Raw genomic sequence first — 22187 nt, forward strand, 5'->3', positions numbered from 1 at the left:
GGGTGGGGGCACCGGCCTGCCGTGCTCGTCGTCGACCTGGTGCGGGCCTACACCGAACCGGGCGGGCCGTTCCTGGTGCCGGACCCGGCGCCCGCCGTCGCCGCCACGACGGCGCTGGTCGACGCCGCGCGCGCCGTCGCGCTCCCGGTGGTCTGGACCGTCGTGCGCTACGCGCCCGGCCTCGCCGACGGCGGGCTGTTCGTGCGCAAGGTGCCGGCGCTGGCCGCGTTCGCCGACGGCGCCGAGGGCGGCTGGGGCGAGCTGGTGCTCGCCCCCGCGCCGGGTGAGCCGGTGGTGGCCAAGCAGTACGCCAGCGCGTTCTTCGGGACCTCGCTCGCACCCACGCTGCACGCGGCCGGGGTGGACACGGTGGTGATCGCCGGCGTCTCGACATCGGGCTGCATCCGGGCCACCGCGACCGACGCGCTGGGCCACGGCTTCCGCCCCCAGGTCGTGGCCGGCGCCTGCGCCGACCGCACCCGGGACCTGCACGAGCAGAACCTGCGCGACCTGGACGCGAAGTACGCCGACGTGACCGACCTGCCCGACGCCCTCACCCACCTCCGCTGACGCACGTCGGAGCCGTACTGCTGTCTCCGCCGCCCGGGAGCAGCACTGCGGCTCCGAAGTGCGGGCGAGTTCCCCGAAACGCCCACGCGATCGCTCGCCGCCCGGTCACCCTGCCCGCATGACGATCCCGAACCCGACCGACGCCCCCGTCCTGCTCACCGACGCCGACGTGCTCGACCGCGTCCGCGCGCTCGTCGGCCGCGCCTGCACCGACCGCCAGCTCTGGATCATGTTCGTCGACGGCGACGGGCGGCAGGCACCCGTCGTGATGCCGATCGCCGACCTGCCCCGGCATCCCGAGCCCGGCGGCCTGGCCGGCCTGGCGGGAGTGCTCGGTGGCCTGCGGGACGAGCTGGCCACCGATCTCGGCCCGGGGTCGGTGATCCTCACGCTGGAGCGCCTCGGCCCGGACCGGACGCTGCCCCAGGACCGCGACTGGGCCCAGGCGCTCACCGACGCGTGCATCGCCGCGGCGGTCGAGCTGCGCGGGATCTTCCTGAGCACCCGCGGCGGGGCCCGCCGGCTGTTGTAGCGTCACGGCACAACCACCGCCGTGACGGCATCAGCGGGGAGGGTCCGTGACCGTCGATCTCGCCGGCGTTCGCGCCGTCGTGGCCCGGGACAGCGGGCTCGCGAGCGTCAGCGTCGTGCGTGCGGACGGCACGCCGCACACGTCGCTGGTCAACGCGGGCGTGCTCGACCACCCGCTCACGGGACAGCCCGTCCCGCTCACGGGACAGCCCGTCGTCGGCTACGTGACCTACGGCCCGGTGAAGCTGCGCACGCTGCGCGCCCGCCCGGCCACCTCGCTGCTGTGGCGCGCGGGGTGGCGGTGGGTCGGGGTCGACGGGCACAGCGAGCTGCTCGGGCCCGACGACCCCGGCCTCGACGCCGAGCCGCTGCGCCTGCTCCTGCGGGCGGTGTTCGCCGCGGCGGGTGGCACGCACGACGACTGGGACGCCTACGACCGCGCCATGCGCGACGAGCGCCGGGTCGCGGTGCTCGTCACGCCGCGCAGGGTCTACGGCAACGCCTGACCACCCGGGCACGGCGGGCTGCCGTGCGGCCGCCCGCCGGGGTCAGCTCCGGGTGAGCAGGGACCGGGCGAAGAACGCGAGATTCGCGGGTCGCTCGGCGAGGCGCCGGACGAAGTAGCCGTACCACTCGGTGCCGTAGGGCAGGTAGACCCGCACGGTCTCCCCCGCCGCGGCCAGTGCGCGCTGCTCGTGTGGGCGCACGCCGTGCAGCATCTGCAGCTCGTAGGCCCGGCCGCGCCCGAGGTGTCGGGTGATGTCGATCAGCACGGGGTCGTGGGTGGCCACCATCGGCAGGCCCCCGCCGGCCATGAGGACGGTGAGACAGCGCACGAAGGAGCGGTCCACCTCGGAGCGCCCGCGGAACGCCACCGACTCCGGCTCGTCGTAGGCGCCCTTGCACAGCCGCACCCGCGACCCCGGCCCGGCCAGCTCACGGCAGTCGGCCTCGGTGCGGCGCAGCTGCGCCTGCAGCACCGCACCGACCCACGGGTGGTCCATCCGCAGGTCGCGCACGATGCCCAGCGTCGAGTCGGTGGTGGTGTGGCCCTCCATGTCGACGGTGACGGTGGTGCCGGCGGCGCGGGCCGCCTCGCAGACCTGCCGCGCGTGGTCGAGCGCGATCTTCTCGGCGTCACGGGGCAGGCTCTGACCCAGCGCGGACAGCTTCACCGACACCTCGACGCGGTCGGCGAGCCCGCCGTCGGCGAGGCGCTGCAGCAGCGCGCGGTACGCGTCGACGGTGGCGCCCGCGCGCTCCCGGTCGGTGGTGTCCTCGCCGAGATGGTCGATGGTGACGAGCCGGTCGACGGCGAGCTCCCGCGCGACGGCCAGCACGTCGTCGGTGGTGGTCCCCGCCACGAACCGGTCGACGACCGGGCGCAGCAGCGGGGTGTTCTCGGCGAACGTGCGCAGCGCTCCCGATCGGGACGCGGCGAGCATCGCGGTCCTCAGCATGGGTGGGACGCTAGGCGGCCGCGCGCACCCTCCGGTTCATCCGAACCGACAACGAATCCCGCCGCTGCTCGTACGATCCACCGATGGAGGCCACCCTCGCCCAGATCCTCGCCGCGATCGGGGAACCGCTGGTGGACGTGCTGGTGGCCCCGTCCGGCCTGGACGCCCCGGTGTCGGGCACCGCGATCGTCGACCCCGACGACGACCCGGCCGAGCAGCCGGGGCGTCTCGTGCTGCTGATCGGCGCGCGGGGCCGCGACGCCGTGCGCCCACTGCGCGCGGCCGCCCGCCACGGGGCCGTCGCGGTGGCCGTCAAGACCGACCGCAGCGCCGAGCCCGAGCTGCGCGACGCGGCCGCCGACGCCGGGGTGGCCCTGCTGGCCGTGCGCCCGGACGCCCGCTGGGACCAGCTCGAGCAGCTCGTCCACGGCGTGCTCGACGGCGGCGCGGGCGGGGATGGCGCCGACGACGATCCGGGCGACCTGTACTCCCTCGCCCAGACGATCGGGCTGCTCACCGGCGGGCTGGTCAGCATCGAGGACACCGGGAACCGGGTCCTCGCCTACTCCCGCTCCGACTCGACCGCCCCCGACGAGCTGCGCAGGCTCTCCATCCTCGGCTGGCAAGGCCCGGCGGGCTACCTCGCCACGCTGCGCGGCTGGGGCGTGTTCGACCGGCTGCGCGCGGGCGAGGAGGTCGTGCGCATCGACGAGCACGCGGAGCTGGGCATCCGCAGGCGTCTGGCCGTCGGCATCCACGCCGGGCACCGGCAGCTCGGCACGATCTGGGTGCAGGAGGGCGCCTCGCCGCTGGCCGAGCGCGCGGAGGGCGTCCTGGTCGGGGCGGCGCGGGTCGCGGCGGGCCACCTGGTCCGGCGGCGGTCGCGGCACCGGGACGCGTGGAGCCGCGACGTCGTGGTCGGGCTGCTCGACGGGCGCGTGGGCGCGGACCTCGTCGCGGGCACGTTCGGGCTCGACGTGGACGCGCCCGCGGTCGTGGTGGCGTTCGCGGTGCGCGGCGGCGCGGCCCACGAGCTGGGCGCCGCGGAGCTGGCCGAGGTGGTGTCCGTGCACGCCGCCACCTTCCGTCGCGGTGCGCTGACCGCGCCGGTGGGCGCTCGGGTGTACGCGGTGCTGCCCGGCGTCGCGCCCGGTGCGGTGCCGCCCGCGCTGGCGGCGATGTGTGCCGACGTCGTGGCGGTCACCCGCCGACGCGCGGCGGTGCGGGTGCAGGCCGGGATCGGCTCGGGGGTGCCGGCTCTCGGGGGCGTGCCCGCGTCGCGGGTCGACGCCGACCGCGTACTCGACGCGATGGCGTCCGGCGCCGACGTCGCGGCCATCGGCGACCTGCGCGCGGAGATCCTGCTCGACCAGGCGCTGGGCCTGCTCGCCGACCTGCACGACCCCACTGCCGCGGCCCTGCTCGCCCACGACGCCGAGCAGGGCAGCGAGCTGGCCCGCTCGGTGCGCGCCTACCTCGACGCCCTGGGCGACGTCCGCGTCGCGGCCCGCCGGCTCACCGTGCACCCCAACACGCTGCGCTACCGCCTGCGCCGGGCCGCCGAGGTCGCGGGGGTCGCGCTCGACGACCCCACCGCCCGGCTCGTGCTGCACCTGCACCTGCTGCGCGCCACCCGCGCGTGAGCGGCTTCCACGTCGCAGCGCCGGTCGTGCCGTCATCGGATCGGACCACTCCGGCCCGCCGCTGTCGTCCGATCCGACATACCGCCGCGCCCGTCCCGGTTCCTAGGGTGCTCACCATGGACGCGCTCACCCGCACACCGGTCCCACACAACGAGCCGGTCCGCAGCTACGCCCCCGGCACCCCGGAGCGGGCCTCCCTGCAGGCCGCACTGGCCGAGGTCGGCGGCCGCCACCACGAGCTGACCGTCACCGTCGACGGTGCCCAGCACCTGGCCGGGGGCGCGCGGTTCGACGTGGTCGCCCCGCACGACCACGCCCACGTCCTGGGCACCGGGGCCAACGCCACCCGCGAGGACGCCAAGGGGGCGGTCGAGGCCGCCCTGCGCGCCGCCCCGGCCTGGCGCGAGCTCCCCTACGACGAGCGCGCCGCCGTGCTGCTGCGCGCCGCCGACCTGCTCACCGGCCCCTGGCGCGACCGCATCAACGCCGCCACGATGCTGGGCCAGTCCAAGACCTGCTTCCAGGCCGAGATCGACTCCGCCTGCGAGCTGGCCGACTTCTGGCGCTTCAACGTCGCCTTCGGCCGCCGGATCCACGAGGACCAGCCGCAGAGCGGCCCCGGTGTCTGGAACCGGATGGACTACCGCCCCCTCGAAGGCTTCGTCTACGCGATCACGCCGTTCAACTTCACCGCGATCGCCGGCAACCTCCCCACCGCCCCCGCGCTGATGGGCAACACCGTCATCTGGAAGCCCTCGCCCACCCAGTCCCTCGCCGCACACCTGACGATGCGGCTGCTGGAGGAGGCGGGCATGCCGCCCGGCGTGATCAACCTGCTCACCGGGGACGGCCGCGACGTCTCCGAGGTGCTCCTCGCCGATCCCGCACTGGCCGGCATCCACTTCACCGGAAGTGCCGCCACCTTCGGGCACCTGTGGGGCCAGGTGGGCGCGCACATCGGGCGCTACGCGACCTATCCGCGACTGGTCGGCGAGACCGGCGGCAAGGACTTCGTGCTCGCCCACCCCAGCGCGGACGTCGACGTCCTGCGCACCGCGCTGGTCCGCGGCGCCTTCGAGTACCAGGGCCAGAAGTGCTCGGCGGCGAGCCGCGCGTTCGTGCCCCGCAGCGTGTGGTCGGTGCTGCGCGACGACCTGGCCTCGGAGGTGGACGCGCTCGCGATGGGTGACGTCGCCGACTTCTCGAACTTCCTGGGCGCGGTCATCGACCGGCGCAGCTTCGACAAGGTCACCGCCGCCCAGGCGATCGCCCGCAGCGAACTCGACGTGATCGCCGGGGGCACCGCGGACGACTCCGTCGGGTACTTCGTGCGCCCGACCGTCGCCGTCGGTGACGACCCGACCCACGAGGTCTTCCGCACCGAGTACTTCGGACCGCTGCTCGCCGTGCACGTCTACGACGACGGCGACTTCGAGACCGTGCTGAAGCGGGTGGACGCGGGCGCCCCCCACGGCCTGACCGGCGCGGTGATCGCCCGCGACCGGGCGGCCGTGGCCCGGGCGAGCGAGGCCCTGCGGTTCGCCGCGGGCAACTTCTACGTCAACGACAAGCCCACCGGCGCCGTCGTCGGCCAGCAGCCCTTCGGCGGCGGACGGGCGAGCGGCACCAACGACAAGGCGGGCTCGATCTACAACCTGCTGCGCTGGGTGAGCCCCCGCACGATCAAGGAGACGTTCGTGCCGCCCACGGTGTCGGGCTACCCGCACCAGGGCTGATGATCGTCACTTGCGGTGCGGGAGCGACAGCCGTGTCGTGCCTGCACCACCGACCGCGATCACGACGGGGACCACCGCCCCGGCGGCCCGCGGCCCGCCGGACCCGACCCGCAGTACCCTACGAACGGGCCAGCGCCCGCTCGAACGCCGCGTACGCGTCGTCGCCGAACAGCCAGAACCGCGCCTGCACCACCGACGGATGGTCGGCGAGCGCGGCCGCCGTCGTGGCGATCGCGATCGGCGCGGCCAGATCGAGCGGGTAACCGTAGATCCCGCAGCTGATCGCCGGGAACGCCACGCGGGCGCAACCGTGCGCGGCCGCCAGCTCGATGCTGCGCCGGTGGCAGGACGCCAGCAGCTCCGGCTCGCCGTCGGTGCCCCCGCGCCACACCGGGCCGACGGTGTGGATGACGTGGCGGACCGGGAGGTCACCTGCACCGGTGATCTTCGCGTCGCCAGTGTCGCAGCCACCGAGCGAGCGGCACTCGTGCAGCAGCGCGGGCCCGGCGCCGCGGTGGATCGCCCCGTCGACGCCCCCGCCACCGAGCAGGCTCGAGTTGGCGGCGTTGACGATGGCGTCCGCCGCGGCGTCGGTGGTGATGTCACCGCGATGGAGGGTGATGGCCATCTCGCGAGGCTAGATCCACCCGCCCCGGGCCTCCCGCCCGCCCTGCATCCACGGCGGCGCCGCCACCACCGCCAGCGCGTGGAGGAGGTCCGCGCGTTGCGGCCCCGCGTAGCCCAGCACGATCCCCGCGGTCGACGGAGGTCCGGCGTGGTGGCGGGCCAGGCCGTCGAGCAGCACCCCGCGCCGCGCCGCGCCCTCGATCGCCGTCTGCTCGGCGGCGCCGTCGGAGAGCTCGACGACGACGTGCGCGCCGGCCTCGTCGCCGCGCACCGGCACGCCGGCCGCGCCGAGAGCCGCCACCACCGCGGCGCGACGCCCGGACAGCTCACGCCGCAACCGGCGCAGGTGCCGCGGCAGGTCGCCGTGGGCGGCCAGCGCGGCGAACACGCGCTGCCCGGCCGTCGCCGGGCGGCAGCCGGTGGCCGCGCGGTTCGCGAGCACCGCCTCCCGGACGGCCGGGGGCGCGACGAGCCAGCCGACGCCGAGGGTCGGGGTGAGCAGCTTGCTGGCCGTGCCGAGATGGACCACCACGTCCGGGCCCAGCGCGGCCAGCAGCGGCAGCGGGGCCACGTCGTAGCGCAGCTCGCCGTCGTAGTCGTCCTCGACGACGACGAACCCCTCCGCGCGGGCCCGCTCCACCAGCGCCACCCGCCGCGCGGCCGAGAGCCGCGCGCCGAGCGGGTACTGGTGCGCCGGCGTGCAGTAGACGGCCGCGAGGCCGGGCGGGACGGCGTCCACGACGAGGCCCGCGGCGTCCACCGGCAACGGCACCACCGCGCAGCCCGCGGCGCGCAGCGCCGACACGGCCCGCTGGTAGCCCGGCTCCTCCACCCCGACCCGCGCCCCGGCCGGGAACGTGCGGGCGAGCTCGGCCACCGCCGCGGTGCTGCCCGCGGTGGCGAGGACGGTGTCCGGATCGGCGGGCAGCCCCCGGTGCCGCAACAGGTGCTCGACCACCGCCCCGCGGAACGCCGGAAGCCCGACGGGATCGGGCGCGAGGTCCGGCGGCGGGTCGGCCGCGGCGCGCCACGCCCGCCGCCACGCCGCGCGGTCGAGGGCGTCCAGGCACGGCGTGCCGGCCCGCAGATCGACGCCGGCGGGCCGGTCCGGTTGCCGCACGGCCACCGGGCCGGCATCCGGCTGCGGCGAGGTGGCCGTGCTGCACCGGGCACGTGGCGGGGTGTGCTGCACGTAGGTCCCGGCGCCACGGCGCGCCGCCACCCAGCCCTCGGCCAGCAGCTGGTCGTATGCCGCCGCCGTCACGGTGCGGCTGATTCCGAGCGTGGCCGCCAGTGCCCGGGTCGACGGCAGGCGGTCCCCGGCCCGCAGCGCCCCGCCCGCCGTGGCGGCCCGCAGCGCGTCGGCCAGCTGGACGGCGAGCGGGCGCTCGGCGGTGCGGTCGAGCGTCAGCGGCGGCAGCTCCATGAGTGGCCTTCCGAACTCGGACAGGATTGGCTCTCCCACAATGCCACTTCTGCCCGCAGGCTCATCCCATGAGCGACCTCTCGCCCACCGACCGCAGCACGATCCGCCGCCTGCCCGACCGCGCCCGCAGCGACCGCGCAGACCTCCACGCCGTGCTCGACGCCGGGATCGTCTGCCACCTGGGCATCGTGCTCGACGACGCACCGCTGGTGCTCCCCACCGGCTACGGCCGCATCGGCGACGTGCTCTACCTGCACGGATCCACCGGCGCCTGCTCGCTGCGCGCCGCGGCGGAGGGGCGACCGGTGTGCGTCACCGTGACCCACGTCGACGGGGTGGTGCACGCCCGCTCGGTGTTCCACTTCTCGATGAACTACCGCAGCGCCGTGGTGCACGGCGTCCCCCGCCTGGTCACCGACGACGCCGAGCGCCTCGCCGGGCTGCGTGCCGTCACCGAGAACATCGCGCCCGGCGCCTGGGACCACGCCCGCCCGCCGAGCCGCAAGGAGCTCGCCGCCACCTCGGTGCTCGCCCTGGACCTCACCGAGGCCAGCGTCAAGGTGCGCACCGCCCCACCCGGCGACGACGAGTCCGACGACACCGCGGGCGACGGCCGGTGGGCGGGAGTCCTGCCGATGCGCACCGTGGTGGACACCCCGGTGCCGTGCCCGCTCCTGCCGGGCGACACGCCCGTGCCGGCGCACGTGTCGGAGGGGAGGACCCCCGGCGGCGGCCGCCCGCGGTGAGCCCACCGGCCCGGCTTCCGCGCGCCGGACGGTGTCCCGCGCGCGGTCGGCAGCGCGCGAGACACGGTTCGGCGCGCGAACCGCGGTCAGCCACCGGGGGCGACGGACCACCGGACCGGGTGAACTAACCTCGGACCGCGTGAGTCCGTCCCGCCCCGCAGCGACCTACCCCTCGGCGCAGCGCCTCGACCTCGTCGAGACGCTGCACGGCCACGCCGTCGCCGATCCCTACCGTTGGCTGGAGGATCCCGACGACCCCCGCACCGTGGAGTGGTCCGCTGCGCAGGACGAGCTGGCCGCAGCGGGTTTGGACCCGCTGCCGGGCCGTGAACCGCTGGCCGCCGCGCTGCGCGAGCTGATGGCCGCGGGCTCGGTCTCGGCCCCGCTGTGGCGAGCCGGGCGCGCGTTCTCGGTGCGCCGCGAGCCGGGCCAGGAACACGCGGTGGTGCTGGTCCGCGAGCCCGACGGCACCGAACGGACGCTGCTCGACCCGATCGCGATCGACCCGACCGGCCGGACCACCCTGGACTCCTGGGTGCCCGACCTGGAGGGCGCGCGCCTGGCCTACCAGCTCTCCGCGGGCGGCGACGAGCACTCGGTGCTGCACGTGCTGGACGTCACCACCGGCGAGGACGTCGAGCCGCCGATCGACCGCTGCCGCTACTCCGACGTGGCGTGGCTGCCCGGCGGGGAGGAGTTCCTCTACGTCCGCATGGTCGACGCCGCCGAGGTGCCCGACGGCAAGCAGGCGTTCCACCGCCGCATCTGGCGGCACCGGCTCGGCACGCCCACCACCTCCGACGTCCTGGTCGACGGGCCCGGCCTGTACGAGGGCCACAACTACTACGGCGTGCGGGTCTCCCGCGACGGGCGCTGGCTGCTCGTCACCGCCAACGTCGGCACCGCGCGCCGCGACAGCCTGTGGATCGGGGCGCTCGGCGGAACCGACGAAACCGGCCCGCTGACGCGCCTGCTCACCCAGGACGACGACGTGCAGTGCAACGCCTGGGTCGACCGCGACGGTCTGCTCTACCTGCACACCACCGACGGCGCGCCGCGCTGGCGCCTCGCCGCCACCGACCCGGCGACGCCGGGCCGTGAGCACTGGCGCGCGCTGGTCGCCGAGGACCCCGGCTCGGTGCTGGAGGGTGTGCGACGTCTGGAGGTCCCCGGCGGCGACCCGCTGCTGGTGCTCGCCCGCGCGCGGCACGCCGTCGCCGAGCTGGCCCTGCACGGCCTCGACGGAGCTCCTCGGGGCACGGTCCCGCTGCCCGGCACGGGTTCGCTGACCGGCCTCTCGGTGGCCGACCGCGACACCCCCGACCAGCACGGGAAGCTGTGGATCGGCTGGACCGACCTCGTCACTCCACCGCAGGTGCACCGCTACGAAGCGGGCGCGACCGTGCTGGAGCACACCGCCCCGGGCGCCGTCGCCGTGCCCGACGTGCGCACCGAACAACGCGAGTTCGTCTCGGCCGACGGCACGACCGTGCGCATGTTCGTGATCACGCCCTCCGGCGGGGCGCGGCCCCGCCCCACGCTGGTCACCGGCTACGGCGGCTTCGGCATCAGCCGCGAGCCCGCCTACTCCGCCGCCGCGCTGGCCTGGGTCGCCGCAGGTGGCGGGTATGCGCTGGTGTCGCTGCGCGGCGGCGGCGAGGAGGGCGAGGACTGGCACCGCGCCGGCAACCGCGCGAACAAGCAGAACGTGTTCGACGACCTGCACGCCGCGGCCGAGTCCCTGATCGCCGCGGGCGACACCACCGCCGACCGGCTCGCGATCATGGGCGGCTCCAACGGCGGCCTGCTCGTCGGCGCCGCACTCGTACAGCGTCCCGACCTCTACCGCGCCGTCGTGTGCTCGGCGCCGCTGCTGGACATGGTGCGCTACGAGGAGTTCTCGCTCGGACGCACCTGGAACGAGGAGTACGGCACCGCCGCCGACCCCACCGAACTCGGCTGGCTGCTGTCCTACTCGCCGTACCACCACGTCACCGAGGGCACCGCGTACCCGGCGGTGCTGTTCACGGTGTTCGACTCCGACACCCGCGTCGACCCGCTGCACGCCCGCAAGATGTGCGCCGCGCTGCAGCACGCCACGAGCAGCCCGTCGACGACCGGTGGGGCCCCGATCCTCATCCGCCGCGAGACCGACGTCGGCCACGGCGCCCGCTCGGTCACGCGCACCGTCGGGCTGGCCGCCGACCAGCTCGCTTTCCTGGCCGCTCACACCGGACTGGAGATCCGCCCATGACCGCCTCCCTGCTCCCCGAACAACCCGCCTGCGCCGCGGAGGCCGGCACCTGGTGCGCCCGCTTCTACGAGTGGACCAACAACGACTTCCTGGCCCGCTCCGCGGACACGATCGTCGGCATCGGGTTCAAGATCACCCTGATCCTGGTGCTCGCCTTCGTGGCGCGCTTCCTGCTGCACCGCCTCGTGACCCGCATCGTCGACGGCGCGGCGAACGCCCGCCTGCCCCGCCGGCGGGGCGCGGCACCCGCCCCGGCGGTCCCGGTCCGGCGCGCACAGCGGGCCCGCACCGTCGGCTCCGTGCTGCGCTCGACCATCTCGGTGATCGTCCTGTCGATCGCCGCGATCATGGTGCTCTCCGAGTTCGGCGTCGCGCTCGGCCCGATCCTCGCCTCGGCGGGGATCGTCGGCGTCGCGGTCGGCTTCGGCGCGCAGAACCTCGTGCGCGACTTCCTGTCCGGCATGTTCATGCTGCTCGAGGACCAGTACGGCGTCGGCGACGTCGTCGATCTCGGGGAGGCCAGCGGCGTCGTCGAGGCGGTCGGGCTGCGCATCACCACGCTGCGCGACATCAGCGGCACCGTCTGGTACGTCCGCAACGGTGAGATCCTGCGCGTCGGGAACAAGAGCCAGGGCTACGCCGTGGCCGTCGTCGACGTCCCGGTCGCGCACAGCGCCGACATCGCGGAGGCCACCACGCTGCTCGGGCAGGTGGCCGAGGAGCGGGTTGCGAGCGAGGACATCGTCGCGTCGGTGCTGGAGCCGGTCGAGGTGCTCGGGGTGGAGCGCGTCGGGCCCGAGGGGGTCACGCTGCGGCTGACGGTGAAGGTCGCGCCGGGCCAGCAGTGGGCCGTGCAGCGCGCGCTCAACGCCGCGGTCACCGACGCCTTCGACGACGCGCTCGTCCCGCGCCCCGGGCTGCTGCCCCCGATCCCCCCGGCGGGACCCCCGCTGGCCAAACCCGGAGGATAGGGACCGTGTCCGAACCCCAGAACTTCTACGCCGAGGTCGGCGGGGCCCCCGTCTTCCACAAGCTGGTCGCCCGCTTCTACGAGGAGGTGGCCGCCGACGACATCCTGCGTCCCCTCTATCCCGAGGAGGACCTCGGGCCGGCCGAGGTGCGGCTGCGGATGTTCCTCGAGCAGTACTGGGGCGGCCCGCGCACCTACTCCGACCAGCGCGGGCACCCGCGCCTGCGGATGCGTCACGCGCCGTTCAAGGTCGGCCCGCTGGAGCGTGACGCGTGGCTGCGCTGCATGGCGATCGCCGTCGACGAGGCCGGCTTCGACGACGCCAACCGCGAGCAGATCTGGCAGTACATGACCTACGCCGCGCAGAGCATGGTCAACTCCGACTTCTGACCCCCCGCGAGTCGGGCCCTGCGTGCGCGCGAGTCGGGCCCTGCGTGCGCGCGAGTCGGGCCCTGCGTGCGCGCGAGTCGGGGCCTGCGCGCTACTCCGCGTCGAGGTCGACGAGCTCCGGCGACGGCCCGTACTGCCCACGCCAGGCGGCGAGGGTGCCCGAGGTGCCGTCGGTGAACGCCAGCCGCCGCAGCGTGACCGCGACGACCGCGCGGGTGGCGGGGTCGTCGGCGAGCCGCAGCGTCTCCGGCCCGCGCATCGCCCGTACCGCGTCGACGACGTCGGCGACGACCACTCCGAGCACCGGGTCGCCGTGCTCGGAGCGCACCGCGGCGAACGCGGCGTCGCGTTCGGGATCGAACGGCACCGGTCGCCCGTCCGGCTCGGCGGCGGGATGGGCGGGGTGCAGCCGCAGCACCGGGGTCCACCCGTCCGGGACGGGCAGGGCCGGGGAGTGGGCCGCACCGATCCGGGCGGGCCGCAGCGACAGGCGCGTACCCGCGCCGGCCGCCGCGATCTCCATGCGTCCGGCGGCGGTCAGCACCACGATCTGCGGCGCGGCCGGGCCCGGGCTCCCGCCGTCGGCCCTCCGTCCCCCGGCGGTCAGCCGCTCCAGCACGCCCTCGGCATGCGGGTCCGAGCCGCAGGCGGCGCGCAGCACGGCGAGCGTGTCCGGGTCGGCGGTACGCACCAGCACGTCCACGGTGGGCAGGCCCAGCCCCAGGTCGAACAGCACCCCGGACAGGTCCGGCGGGCGCAGCGCACCGTCGTCGGGCCCCAGCTCGGTGACGGTCCGCCGCCCGGACCGGCGCGCCGCCTCGTCGGGCACGCAGAACGCCACGCCGTGGTGCCAGCGCATCGGGTCGCGGTCCGACGGGGTCTCGTAGGCCACGCTGATCGTGTCGTCGGGCAGCACCACGCGGAGCCCGCCCCGAGCCGTGACCACGCTGTTCGGCCCACGCTGCGCGGGCTCGTCGGCCCCCCGCGCGAACCGTGCCACGGCGCCGGGACCACCGGAGCTCCACGTCGTCGACGGCAGCGCGAGGTGCTCCTCGAGCAGGACACGGACCGGGCTCAGCGCCGGGTCGTCACTGAGCTCCACACGGTGCAGCGTGGCACGCCTCACACGGCCGCGTCGAGGACGACCTCGCCGTCGGGTGCGGTGACCTGGACCAGCGACGCGTCGGCCCGCAGGATCGACGAGTTGAGGTTGCACCGCATCCGGTCGTCGCCGGTGCCCAGGAACTCGCCGGCGCCGACGGTGTTGCCCGCGTCGTCGGTGACGGTGACGACGTACGCCTCACCCGCCTCGAACCCGGTGGCGGTGAGCACGACCTCCATGCCCCAGGTGTGGTTGATCAGCGCCGCCTCCGCGGCGATGCCCGGCGCGAGCGCCCGCACGGCGACGGCCTCGCTCGGCACGTCCGGCCCGCCCGAGCCGCCCACGACGAACCCGATCCCGCCGGCGACGAGCACGCCCGCGGCCGCCGCCGCGGCCAGCAGCGCGGTGCGGCGACGGGGCGGGGCCTGCTCCCCCGGGGACGCCGGCCCGGACTCGGTCCGGACCTCGGCGAGGAGGTCGTCGGACAGCGGTGGTGGGGCCGGGGTGACGTCACCGGTGAGGTCGTCGGGCCGCAGCCGGTCGCGGGTGACCCCCAGCAGCCCGGCCACCGGCGCGATCTCGTCGAGGTCGGTGCGGCAGAGCGCGCACACCTCCAGGTGGTCGTGCACCGCCCGCCACCGGTCGCCGGAGAGCTGGCCGAGCGCGTAGGCGCCCAGCTCCTCCCGCAGACTCCGATGCGTCTCGCCCGTCACAGCTGCACTCCCATTTCGTCCAGCACCAGTCGCAGCGCCTTCATCCCGTAGAACACCCGGCTGCGGACCGTACCGACCGGTATCCCCAGCTCCGCGGACACGTCGGCGTAGGGCCGCCCGCGCAGGTAGGTCTCCACCAGCGCCACGCGGTGGTCCTCGGACAGCCGCCGCAACGCCTCCTCCACCGTCCACGCCGTCATCGTCGCCTCGTCGAAACCGCCGTCACCGCCCGCGAGGGCGACCAGCCGGTCGGACTCGACGGGCTGCACCGGGCGGACCGCGCGGCTGCGCGCGTGGTCCACCGCGAGATTGCGGGCGATGGCGAACAGCCAGGCCCGCAGCGAGCCGCGGCGCTCGTCGAACGCGGAGGCCGACCGCCACGCCCGCAGGAACACCTCCTGCACGATGTCCTCGGCCGTGCCGGCGTCACCGAGCTGGCGCAGGGCGAACCGGTACAGCTCGCCCGCGTGGGCGCGGTGCGCGGCCCGCAGGCCCTCCTCGCTGCGCAGCACGCAACCCCCCGCTGCCGCTGCCGTCGTGATGTCCATCGACGCGTAGTACGCGCCCGGCACGAGTTTCGTTCACCGAGGCGGAAGTTTGGCAAGATTCCCCCGTGCAGTGGTGGCGCGATGCGGTCGTCTACCAGGTCTACGTGCGCAGCTTCACCGACTCCGACGGTGACGGCGTGGGCGACCTGGCGGGCGTCCGCGCGCGCCTGGGTTACCTGGAGCTACTCGGCGTCGACGCGCTGTGGCTGACCCCGTTCTACACCTCCCCCATGGCCGACCACGGCTACGACGTGGCCGACCCGCGCGATGTCGACCCGGTGTTCGGTGATCTGGCGGAGTTCGACACCCTGCTGGCCGAGGCGCACGCGCACGGGCTGAAGGTCACGATCGACCTGGTTCCCCACCACACGTCCACCGACCACGAGTGGTTCCGGGCGGCCCGGGACTCCGCCCCGGGCAGCCCCGAGCGCGAGCGCTACCACTTCCGGCCCGGACGTGGCGGTGGCCCGCCCAACAACTGGCGCAGCGTGTTCGGCGGGCCCGCGTGGACGCGGTTGTCCGATGACGAGTGGTACCTGCACCTGTTCTCCCCCGATCAGCCCGACCTGAACTGGACCAACCCGGAGGTCTGGGCCGATCTGGAGAAGACGGTGCGGTTCTGGCTCGACCGGGGCGTCGACGGCTTCCGCATCGACGCGGCGCACGCGATGAGCAAGCCCGACGGGCTGCCCGACTCACCCGCCCCCGGCGTCGGTCCCGATCCGCGCTTCGACGACGACGGCGTCCACGAGGTGCTCCGGATGGTGCGCGCGGTCATCGACCACTTCCCCGGGCGGGTGGCGACCGGCCAGATCTGCGCCCACGACGACGCCGCGTTCGCCCGCTACGTGCGGACCGACGAGCTGCACATCGGCCTGACCCGTCGGCTGCTGGAGGCCCCGTTCGAGGCCGCGGCGGTGCGCACGGCGATCGAGGGCTCGTTCGGTGCGGTGGCCGGCACCCCGGCGCCGCCGAGCTGGACACTGTCCGACCACGACACCCCGCGGCCGGTCACCCGCTACGGCGGCGGCCCGGCCGGCGTCGCCCGCGCCCGCGCGATGGCGCTGGTGCAGCTCGCCCTGCCGGGTGCGGTGTTCCTCTACAACGGCGAGGAGCTGGGACTGCCCGACGTCGACCTGCCCGACGACGTCCGCCAGGACCCGCGCTCGAGGCTGACCGGCCACACCGACCCCGGTCGCGACGGCTGCCGCGTGCCGCTGCCCTGGGAGGGCGGGCCCCCGGGGTTCGGGTTCACCGCGGGCCGTCCGTGGCTGCCGATACCCGACGACTGGGCAGACCGGCTCGTCGCCGACCAGCTCGAGGACACCGCGTCGACGCTGTCGCTGTACCGGCGCGCGCTGGAGCTGCGCCGCTCCCACCCGGGTTTCGCCGGTACCGAACTGGAGTGGTTCGGCGCGCCCGCGGGGTGCCTGGCCTTCCGCCGGGCCGGATCCACGCTGGTGTGCGCGCTCAACACCGGCGACGCCGCGGTGCCCCTGCCCCCTGGCGAGATCCTGCTGGTCAGCGGCCCCCTCGACGGCGATCTGCTTCCACCGGACACGGCCGCCTGGCTGGCGTGACCGCTACACCAGCAGCGGCAGCGTGGTGATCCGGCGGCGCACCACCGCGCCGTAGCGGGCGTCCAGCCGCAGCCAGCTCCCGGTGGCCGACACCCGCACGACGCCGTCGACGCCGCCGACGAACCCCATCCCCGACAGCGCGAACAGGCACCGCATCGGCACCTTCACCGCGGGCTTCCCGGTGGCGGCGGTCACCGTCAGGACGGTCTGGTCGAGCAGCGACGCGGGCGGGCCCAGCGGTCCGGCGTTCTCCCGGGCCAGCGCGAGCCCACGCTCGGTGAGCCGCTCCACCTCGGCGGCCGGGACGTCGTCGACGACCGCCCAGCCCTCGGGCGGCGGGAGCTCCCCCTGCCAGAGCCCGCCCGTGCCGGGATCGACGGTCGCGGCCCGGTCCACCGACAGGGCGGTCAGCAGCGACGGGGCCGGGACCGTCACGTCGGCGGGATCGAGCGTGCCGTGCACGGCGCGGGTGGCGAGCACGTCGAACGGGGTGGACGCCCACGCGGTGACGATCCCGCCCGCCACCTGCAGCCGCACGGTGGCGACCGCGTCGAGTCGCACCACCCGCCCGACGAACGCGCCGAGATCGCCCCGGTCGTCGGCGTCCGGGATCGTCAACTCGGTCATCCCGACCACTCCCACGTGCCCAGCCATGCCCGCTCCTGCCCGGTCAGCCTGCGGGGCCGGTCGGCGGCGAGGTCGAACGTCGCCATCGTCGTCTCGGCGGTGATCGCCACCGGTGCGTCGGCACCGGGACCGTCGTGCAGCGCGTAGCGGATGACGAACGACGCGGCCCGCACGGCGCCGACACCCATCGCCACCCGCAACGTGTGCGACCGGTAGGCCACCTGCCGCCGATAGCGCACGGACAGGTCCGCCACGAGCAGCCCGCCGGCGAACCCGGTGATCCCGTCCGCGGTGGCCTCGTCGAAGAACAGCGCGATCCGCGCCTCCTCCAGCAGCGTGACGGCCCGGGCGTGGTTGAGATGGTGGTAGGAGTCCTGGTCGGTCCAGCGCAGCGGCACCTGCGCGACGAAGTGCGTCACGCCCCCACCCAACCACCCCGCGGGTCGACCGATCCGACGCGCCGTGCGTCACCCGCGCGGGGGGCGGTCATCGGGCGAGGCCACGCAGCTGGCGGGAGACCACCGAGAGGGTGGCCAGGTCGAGCTGACCGGCCGTGCCGACCTCGTGCAGTGCCGCGCGGGCGCGGACCAGCCGGCTCGCGTTGGCCCGCTCCCACTGCGCGATGGTGTCGTCGACCTTCGTGCCCGGCGCGGCCTCGCGCAGCGCGTCGAGCGTGATCGCCCGCAGGGAGCCGTAGAGGTCGTCGCGCAGGGCCAGGCGGGCCAGGGCGTGCCAGCGGTCGCCGCGTTCGAGCGCGCTCACCGACGTCAGTGCGAGGTCGACGCCCAGGTGCTCGGACAGCGCGTAGTACAGCTCCGCCACCTCACTGGGCTCCCGCGGCTCGCGATCACGCTCGGACAGCTCGACGAGCTCGACGACGTCCAGCAGCCCGAACTCGTACATCAGCTCGCCGGACCGCAGCGCGCACGACGCCCCGACCCCCGACGCGGCGAGTTCGCCAGTGCGTTCCTGTACGACGGCGCGCTCGCGCCCGCGCAGCAGCCCGGACAGCTGCCCGCGCAGCTCCCGGATCGTGGCCGCGAACCGCGCGTGCTCCGCCCCGACGGCGAGCGGCTGGGGCCGGTTGGTGAGGAACCAGCGCGACGCGCGGTCGAGCAGCCGCCGCGACTCCAGCACGATCTCGTCGGCCACCGCCGTGGGCAGGGCCGCCTCGCGCAGCTCCGACCACAGGTCGGGCAGGTCGAACACCGCGGTGGCCACGGCGTACGCGCGCACCGCGTCGGTCGCGTCCGCGGCGAGCTCCTCGCCGAGCCGGAACGCGTAGGTCATCCCGGCGCCGTCGACCATCTCGTTGACCAGCATCGTGGTGACGATCTCGCGGCGCAGCGGATGCCCGGCGATCGCTGCGGGGAACCGCTCCCGCATCGCCCGCGGGAAGTACTCGGGCAGCCGACCCGCGAACGTACCCACCTCGGGCAGACCGGTGGCCAGCACCTGCGCGGTGAGGTCGAGCTTGGAGTGTGCCAGCAGGGTGGCCAGCTCCGGGCCGGAGAGCCCGTGTCCTGCCGCCTCCAGCGCGGCGAAGCCGGCGTCGTCGGGGAGCACCTCCAGCTCGCGGACCAGCCCGCGCCGCTCCACCAGGTCGGCGGTGAGCCGCCCGTGCACCCCCGCCATCGCGGCCGCGTGCGCCCGCGCGATGCCGAGCACCGCGTTCTGGTCGCGGTTGTCGGCCAGCACCAGCTCGGAGACCTCGTCGGTCATCTCCACGAGCACGGCGTCGCGCGCCTCGCGGTCCAGGTCACCGCCCGCGACGAGCCGGTCGAGCAGGATCTTGATGTTGACCTCGTGGTCGGAGCAGTCGACGCCCGCCGAGTTGTCGATCGCGTCCGTGTTGATCTTTCCGCCGGCGCGGGCGAACTCGATGCGGCCCAGCTGCGTCAGCCCGAGGTTGCCGCCCTCGCCCACGACCTTGACCCGCAGTTCGCGTCCGTCGGCACGGACGGCGTCGTTGGCCTTGTCCCCCGCGTCGGCGTGCGACTCGGTCGACGCCTTGACGTAGGTGCCGATCCCGCCGTTCCACAGCAGGTCGGCCGGGGCACGCAGGATCGCGGCGATCAGCTCGGGCGGGCTGAGCCGCGTGACGCCGGCGGCGAGCCCGAGCGCGGCCCGCATCTCCGGACCGACCGGAACCGACTTGGCCGTGCGCGGCCACACGCCGCCACCGGCGCTGATCAGGTCGCGGTCGTAGTCCTCCCACGACGAGCGGGGCAGGGCGAACATCCGCTGCCGCTCGGCGAAACCGGTGGCGGCGTCGGGCGTGGGGTCGACGAACACGTGCCGGTGGTCGAACGCCGCGACCAGCCGGATGTGCGGGGAGAGCAGCATGCCGTTGCCGAAGACGTCGCCGGACATGTCGCCGACGCCCACGACGGTGAACTCCTGGCTCTGGGTGTCGATCCCGAGCTCGCGGAAGTGCCGCTTGACGCTCTCCCACGCCCCCTTCGCGGTGATGCCCATGGCCTTGTGGTCGTAGCCGACCGAGCCGCCCGAGGCGAACGCGTCGCCCAGCCAGAACCCGTAGGACGCCGCCACCTCGTTGGCCGTGTCGGAGAACCGTGCCGTGCCCTTGTCGGCGGCCACCACCAGGTAGGCGTCGTCGCCGTCGTGACGGACGACGTCCGTCGGCGGCACCGTGGTGCCGTCGACGAGGTTGTCGGTGACGTCGAGCAGGCCCGAGATGAACGTGCGGTAGCAGGCCTCGACCTCGGCCGGGTCCGGCCGCGCGGCGCGGACGAAGAACCCGCCCTTCGCCCCCACCGGCACGATCACGGCGTTCTTCACCGCCTGGGCCTTGACCAGCCCGAGGATCTCGGTACGGAAGTCCTGCGGGCGGTCCGACCAGCGCAGCCCGCCGCGGGCGACGGGCCCGAACCGCAGGTGCACCCCCTCCACCCGCGGCGAGTAGACGAAGATCTCGAACCGCGGCCGGGGCGCCGGCATGTCCGGCACCTGCGACGGGTCGAGCTTGAACGAGAAGTGGTCGCGTTCCCGGAACCAGTTGGTGCGCAGGGTCGCGGTGATCATGGCGAGGTAGCCGCGCAGGATCCGGTCGGCGTCGAGTCCCGTCACGGCGTCGATGAGACCCCGTGCCTCACCGAGCGCCGCGAGCTCGGACCGCTCGCGGTCGGTGATCGCGGGATCGAACCGGGCCCGGAACACCCCGACCAGCGCCCGCGCCACGGCGGGTTGGGCGAGCAGGGTCTCGGCCATGTACTGCGGTCCGTACGGGCTGCCGATCTGACGCGCGTAGCGGGCGTAGGCGCGCAGCACCGCCACCTCCCGCCACGGCAGGGCGGCCCGCATGACCAGCGCCGAGAAGCGGTCGGTCTCGGTGTCCTCCCGCCAGGCCGCGCTGAACGCGGAGCAGAAGCCACGCTCGACGTCGGCCTCGTCGCGCCCGGTCAGCGCGGCGCGGGTGGCCTCGTCGACCTGGATCCCGAAGTCGTAGAGCCAGCAGCGCATCCCGTCGGCCCGGAGGAACTCCGACGGCCGCTCGTCGAGCACCTCGACCCCGAGCTGCTGCAGCAGCGGCAACACGGCGGTGAGCGTGGCCGGAGCGCCCGCGAGGTAGAGCGAGAACCGCCGGGGCTCGCCGGGAGCCGCGGCGTGCAGGCGCACCGAGAAGTCGCCGGGCGCACCGAGCGCCGCGATCCGTCGCAGGTCCTCGACGGCCTGCACGGGGTGCACCGCCGCCTTGTAGGCCTCCGGTACGCCCGGGAGCAGCGCCGCCACCGCCGCGCCCTCGGTGGTGGACAGCAGCCGGTCGTCCCACGTGCGGACGGCCTCGGCCAGCTCGTCCTGCAGGGCGTCGACATCGACGTCGGAGAAGCCGGGCGCGTCCGCGTCGGCGTGCACGGTGAACTGCACGAGCGCGAGCCGGGACGCCGACACGCGGGCCGTGTGGTCCACGCTCGTGCCGCCGAGGCGGCGCTGCAGCACGTCGGCCATGGCCAGCCGCGACGAGGTCGTGTAGCGGTCGCGGGGCAGGTAGACCAGGCACGAGACGAACCGCCGGTAGGGGTCGGGGCGCACGAACAGCCGCACGGCGCGCCGCCCGTGCACCGCGAGCACCCCGACCGCGGTGTCGTGCAGCCGCTGCACACCGGCGGCGAACAGCTCGTCGCGCGGCAGGTCGGAGATCACCTCGAGCATCTGCTGGCCCGAGTAGGACTCCAGGGGGAACCCCGCGCGGCGGATCGCGTCGCGCACCCGGCGCGCGATCACGGGGATGTCGAGGACGCTCTCGTACAGGGCGGGAACGGTGAGCATGCCGAGGAAGCGGTGCTCGCCGGTGAGCCGGCCCGCGGCGTCCACCGACGCCACAGCCAGGTAGTACGGGTGTTCGGGCCGCAGCGGGCTCGCGTCGTTGGCGCGGGTGATGACGAGCAGGTCCGGGTGGTGCGGCGCGGTGTCGACCGGCGGCGCGAACAGCCGCACGGCCTCCTCACGCCGCAGCACGCCCAGCCCGGAGTCCGGATCGGCGCGCAGCTCGCCGTCGCGGGTCGCGACGTAGTGGCGGTAGCCGAGGAACGTGACGTGGCCGTCGGCCAGCCAGCGCAGCAGGGCCGCGACGTCGGCCGGACGCGCGGTGGCGCCGGCGGGTGCCTGCGTCGGCAGCGCGTCGGCGATCTGGCGGGCCCGGGCCAGCATCGGCTCCGCGTCCTCGACGACCTCGCGCACCTCCTGCAGCACCTCCGCCAGCTCGGCGGCGAGCTGGTCGTGCGGCATGTCCAGCGGGGCGAGGTCGAGATGGATCCACGACTCGACCGTGCCGTCGGCGGGCGGCGCGGCGGGGTCGGCGTCGGTCAGGGCCGCGGCGAGCGCGCCGTCGTCCTCGCGGCGCACCACCACGATCGGATGGATGACCCGCAGCACCTCGCCGCCCGCCCGGGCCACGCCCGCGAGCAGGGACTGCACCAGGAACGGCATGTCGTCGGTGACGATCTCGACGACCGGCCCGGATCCGGGCGTGGCGGGCTGGGGATCGCGCACCCGGATCGACGGCTCACCCGCGTGGCGTCGGGCAGCCAGGTCCAGGTGCGACCGCGCCGCCGCGAGCAGCAGCGGGAGGTGGTCACCCGAGACGCCGTCGAGGTCGGGGGTGTGGCGGACGTACAGGGCACGGAGGGCCGTCAGGTCGGGGTCGGGCACATCGGTGTCGCGGGTCCGACTCGTCACGTGCCGCTCCGGGGTCGCAGGGTGCTGGCCCGGCCACCCTAATCCCCGCACGGCCGTCGGAGCCC

Annotated in this window: 19 protein-coding genes; 10 read left to right on the forward strand and 9 right to left on the reverse strand. The window is 75.1% G+C overall.

Translation table 11 applies throughout. The features are described from left to right. The 3 genes from Q1K26_RS26755 to Q1K26_RS26765 all read left to right on the forward strand — a co-directional run. A partial coding sequence (locus Q1K26_RS26755; protein WP_300019005.1) for an isochorismatase family protein occupies positions 1-570 on the forward strand: 570 nt, incomplete at its 5' end. A 118-nt stretch (positions 571-688) separates the two neighbouring features. Next, entirely contained in the window at positions 689-1102 is a 414-nt protein-coding gene (locus Q1K26_RS26760) for a hypothetical protein (protein ID WP_300019008.1), read from the forward strand. Between the two features lie 46 nt (positions 1103-1148). Then, a complete protein-coding gene (locus Q1K26_RS26765) occupies positions 1149-1607 on the forward strand; it encodes a pyridoxamine 5'-phosphate oxidase (RefSeq protein ID WP_300019011.1) in 459 nt (152 codons plus the stop codon). A 42-nt stretch (positions 1608-1649) separates the two neighbouring features. Here Q1K26_RS26765 and Q1K26_RS26770 read toward each other — a convergent pair whose 3' ends face one another. Further along, positions 1650-2561, reverse strand: coding sequence for a proline dehydrogenase family protein (locus tag Q1K26_RS26770; protein ID WP_300019015.1), 912 nt, complete (start codon positions 2559-2561; stop codon positions 1650-1652). An 83-nt stretch (positions 2562-2644) separates the two neighbouring features. Here Q1K26_RS26770 and Q1K26_RS26775 point away from each other — a divergent pair, with 83 nt between their 5' ends. Continuing rightward, entirely contained in the window at positions 2645-4204 is a 1560-nt protein-coding gene (locus Q1K26_RS26775; protein WP_300019018.1) for a helix-turn-helix domain-containing protein, read from the forward strand. A 116-nt stretch (positions 4205-4320) separates the two neighbouring features. Beyond that, complete coding sequence (gene pruA / locus Q1K26_RS26780; RefSeq protein ID WP_300019021.1) at positions 4321-5940, forward strand: L-glutamate gamma-semialdehyde dehydrogenase; 1620 nt, start codon at positions 4321-4323, stop codon at positions 5938-5940. 118 nt (positions 5941-6058) lie between these two features. On the opposite strand, the gene Q1K26_RS26785 is transcribed toward pruA, so the two are convergent. Together Q1K26_RS26785 and Q1K26_RS26790 are read right to left on the reverse strand one after the other, a co-directional pair. Next, entirely contained in the window at positions 6059-6568 is a 510-nt protein-coding gene (locus Q1K26_RS26785) for an O-acetyl-ADP-ribose deacetylase (protein WP_300019024.1), read from the reverse strand. A 9-nt stretch (positions 6569-6577) separates the two neighbouring features. Next, positions 6578-7993 (reverse strand): PLP-dependent aminotransferase family protein, encoded by a 1416-nt coding sequence (locus tag Q1K26_RS26790; RefSeq protein ID WP_300019026.1) that lies wholly within the window; start codon positions 7991-7993, stop codon positions 6578-6580. Positions 7994-8061: 68 nt separating this feature from the next. Here Q1K26_RS26790 and Q1K26_RS26795 point away from each other — a divergent pair, with 68 nt between their 5' ends. The 4 genes from Q1K26_RS26795 (at position 8062) to Q1K26_RS26810 (ending at position 12353) form a co-directional block, all read left to right on the forward strand. Beyond that, positions 8062-8739, forward strand: a complete 678-nt coding sequence (locus tag Q1K26_RS26795) for a pyridoxamine 5'-phosphate oxidase family protein (protein ID WP_300019028.1) — start codon at positions 8062-8064, stop codon at positions 8737-8739. Between the two features lie 139 nt (positions 8740-8878). Then, positions 8879-10993 (forward strand): prolyl oligopeptidase family serine peptidase, encoded by a 2115-nt coding sequence (locus Q1K26_RS26800; RefSeq protein WP_300019030.1) that lies wholly within the window; start codon positions 8879-8881, stop codon positions 10991-10993. Further along, positions 10990-11964, forward strand: coding sequence for a mechanosensitive ion channel domain-containing protein (locus Q1K26_RS26805; protein ID WP_300019032.1), 975 nt, complete (start codon positions 10990-10992; stop codon positions 11962-11964). The genes Q1K26_RS26800 and Q1K26_RS26805 overlap by 4 nt, the downstream gene beginning before the upstream one ends. 5 nt (positions 11965-11969) lie before the next feature. Then, positions 11970-12353 (forward strand): globin, encoded by a 384-nt coding sequence (locus Q1K26_RS26810; RefSeq protein WP_300019034.1) that lies wholly within the window; start codon positions 11970-11972, stop codon positions 12351-12353. 91 nt (positions 12354-12444) lie between these two features. Here Q1K26_RS26810 and Q1K26_RS26815 read toward each other — a convergent pair whose 3' ends face one another. From Q1K26_RS26815 to Q1K26_RS26825, 3 genes are read right to left on the reverse strand one after another with little or no spacing between them, the layout of a single operon-like run. Next, positions 12445-13455 carry a hypothetical protein gene (locus Q1K26_RS26815; protein ID WP_300019036.1) on the reverse strand — a complete coding sequence of 337 codons (1011 nt, stop codon included), beginning with the start codon at positions 13453-13455 and terminating at the stop codon, positions 12445-12447. Positions 13456-13475: 20 nt separating this feature from the next. Continuing rightward, on the reverse strand, positions 13476-14168 hold the full coding sequence (locus Q1K26_RS26820; protein ID WP_300019038.1) for an anti-sigma factor: 693 nt from the start codon (positions 14166-14168) through the stop codon (positions 13476-13478). Further along, on the reverse strand, positions 14165-14716 hold the full coding sequence (locus Q1K26_RS26825; RefSeq protein ID WP_300019040.1) for a sigma-70 family RNA polymerase sigma factor: 552 nt from the start codon (positions 14714-14716) through the stop codon (positions 14165-14167). The genes Q1K26_RS26820 and Q1K26_RS26825 overlap by 4 nt, the downstream gene beginning before the upstream one ends. 65 nt (positions 14717-14781) lie before the next feature. Here Q1K26_RS26825 and Q1K26_RS26830 point away from each other — a divergent pair, with 65 nt between their 5' ends. After that, positions 14782-16296: an alpha-amylase family glycosyl hydrolase gene (locus Q1K26_RS26830; protein ID WP_300019042.1), complete on the forward strand. Its 1515-nt coding sequence runs from the start codon at positions 14782-14784 to the stop codon at positions 16294-16296. Positions 16297-16299: 3 nt separating this feature from the next. Here the strand turns inward: Q1K26_RS26830 and Q1K26_RS26835 are convergent, their stop codons facing one another. The 3 genes from Q1K26_RS26835 to Q1K26_RS26845 all read right to left on the reverse strand — a co-directional run bounded on the left by Q1K26_RS26835 (position 16300) and on the right by Q1K26_RS26845 (position 22122). Beyond that, on the reverse strand, positions 16300-16923 hold the full coding sequence (locus tag Q1K26_RS26835) for a hypothetical protein (RefSeq protein ID WP_300019054.1): 624 nt from the start codon (positions 16921-16923) through the stop codon (positions 16300-16302). Then, on the reverse strand, positions 16920-17342 hold the full coding sequence (locus tag Q1K26_RS26840) for a thioesterase family protein (protein ID WP_300019044.1): 423 nt from the start codon (positions 17340-17342) through the stop codon (positions 16920-16922). Before Q1K26_RS26840 ends, Q1K26_RS26835 begins: the two co-directional genes overlap by 4 nt. Before the next feature lie 67 nt (positions 17343-17409). Next, positions 17410-22122 carry an NAD-glutamate dehydrogenase gene (locus Q1K26_RS26845; protein ID WP_300019046.1) on the reverse strand — a complete coding sequence of 1571 codons (4713 nt, stop codon included), beginning with the start codon at positions 22120-22122 and terminating at the stop codon, positions 17410-17412. Positions 22123-22187: the final 65 nt, after the last annotated feature.

Source organism: Pseudonocardia sp., assembly GCF_029263155.1.
GTDB lineage: Bacteria > Actinomycetota > Actinomycetes > Mycobacteriales > Pseudonocardiaceae > Pseudonocardia.

Coding starts and splice junctions, on each gene's coding strand:
- Q1K26_RS26760 (WP_300019008.1), top strand. CDS start 689: ATGACGATCCCGAACCCGACCGACGCCCCCGTCCTGCTCACCGACGCC.
- pruA (WP_300019021.1), top strand. CDS start 4,321: ATGGACGCGCTCACCCGCACACCGGTCCCACACAACGAGCCGGTCCGC.
- Q1K26_RS26825 (WP_300019040.1), bottom strand. CDS start 14,716: ATGGACATCACGACGGCAGCGGCAGCGGGGGGTTGCGTGCTGCGCAGC.
- Q1K26_RS26790 (WP_300019026.1), bottom strand. CDS start 7,993: ATGGAGCTGCCGCCGCTGACGCTCGACCGCACCGCCGAGCGCCCGCTC.
- Q1K26_RS26785 (WP_300019024.1), bottom strand. CDS start 6,568: ATGGCCATCACCCTCCATCGCGGTGACATCACCACCGACGCCGCGGCG.
- Q1K26_RS26770 (WP_300019015.1), bottom strand. CDS start 2,561: ATGCTGAGGACCGCGATGCTCGCCGCGTCCCGATCGGGAGCGCTGCGC.
- Q1K26_RS26775 (WP_300019018.1), top strand. CDS start 2,645: ATGGAGGCCACCCTCGCCCAGATCCTCGCCGCGATCGGGGAACCGCTG.
- Q1K26_RS26795 (WP_300019028.1), top strand. CDS start 8,062: ATGAGCGACCTCTCGCCCACCGACCGCAGCACGATCCGCCGCCTGCCC.
- Q1K26_RS26805 (WP_300019032.1), top strand. CDS start 10,990: ATGACCGCCTCCCTGCTCCCCGAACAACCCGCCTGCGCCGCGGAGGCC.
- Q1K26_RS26835 (WP_300019054.1), bottom strand. CDS start 16,923: ATGACCGAGTTGACGATCCCGGACGCCGACGACCGGGGCGATCTCGGC.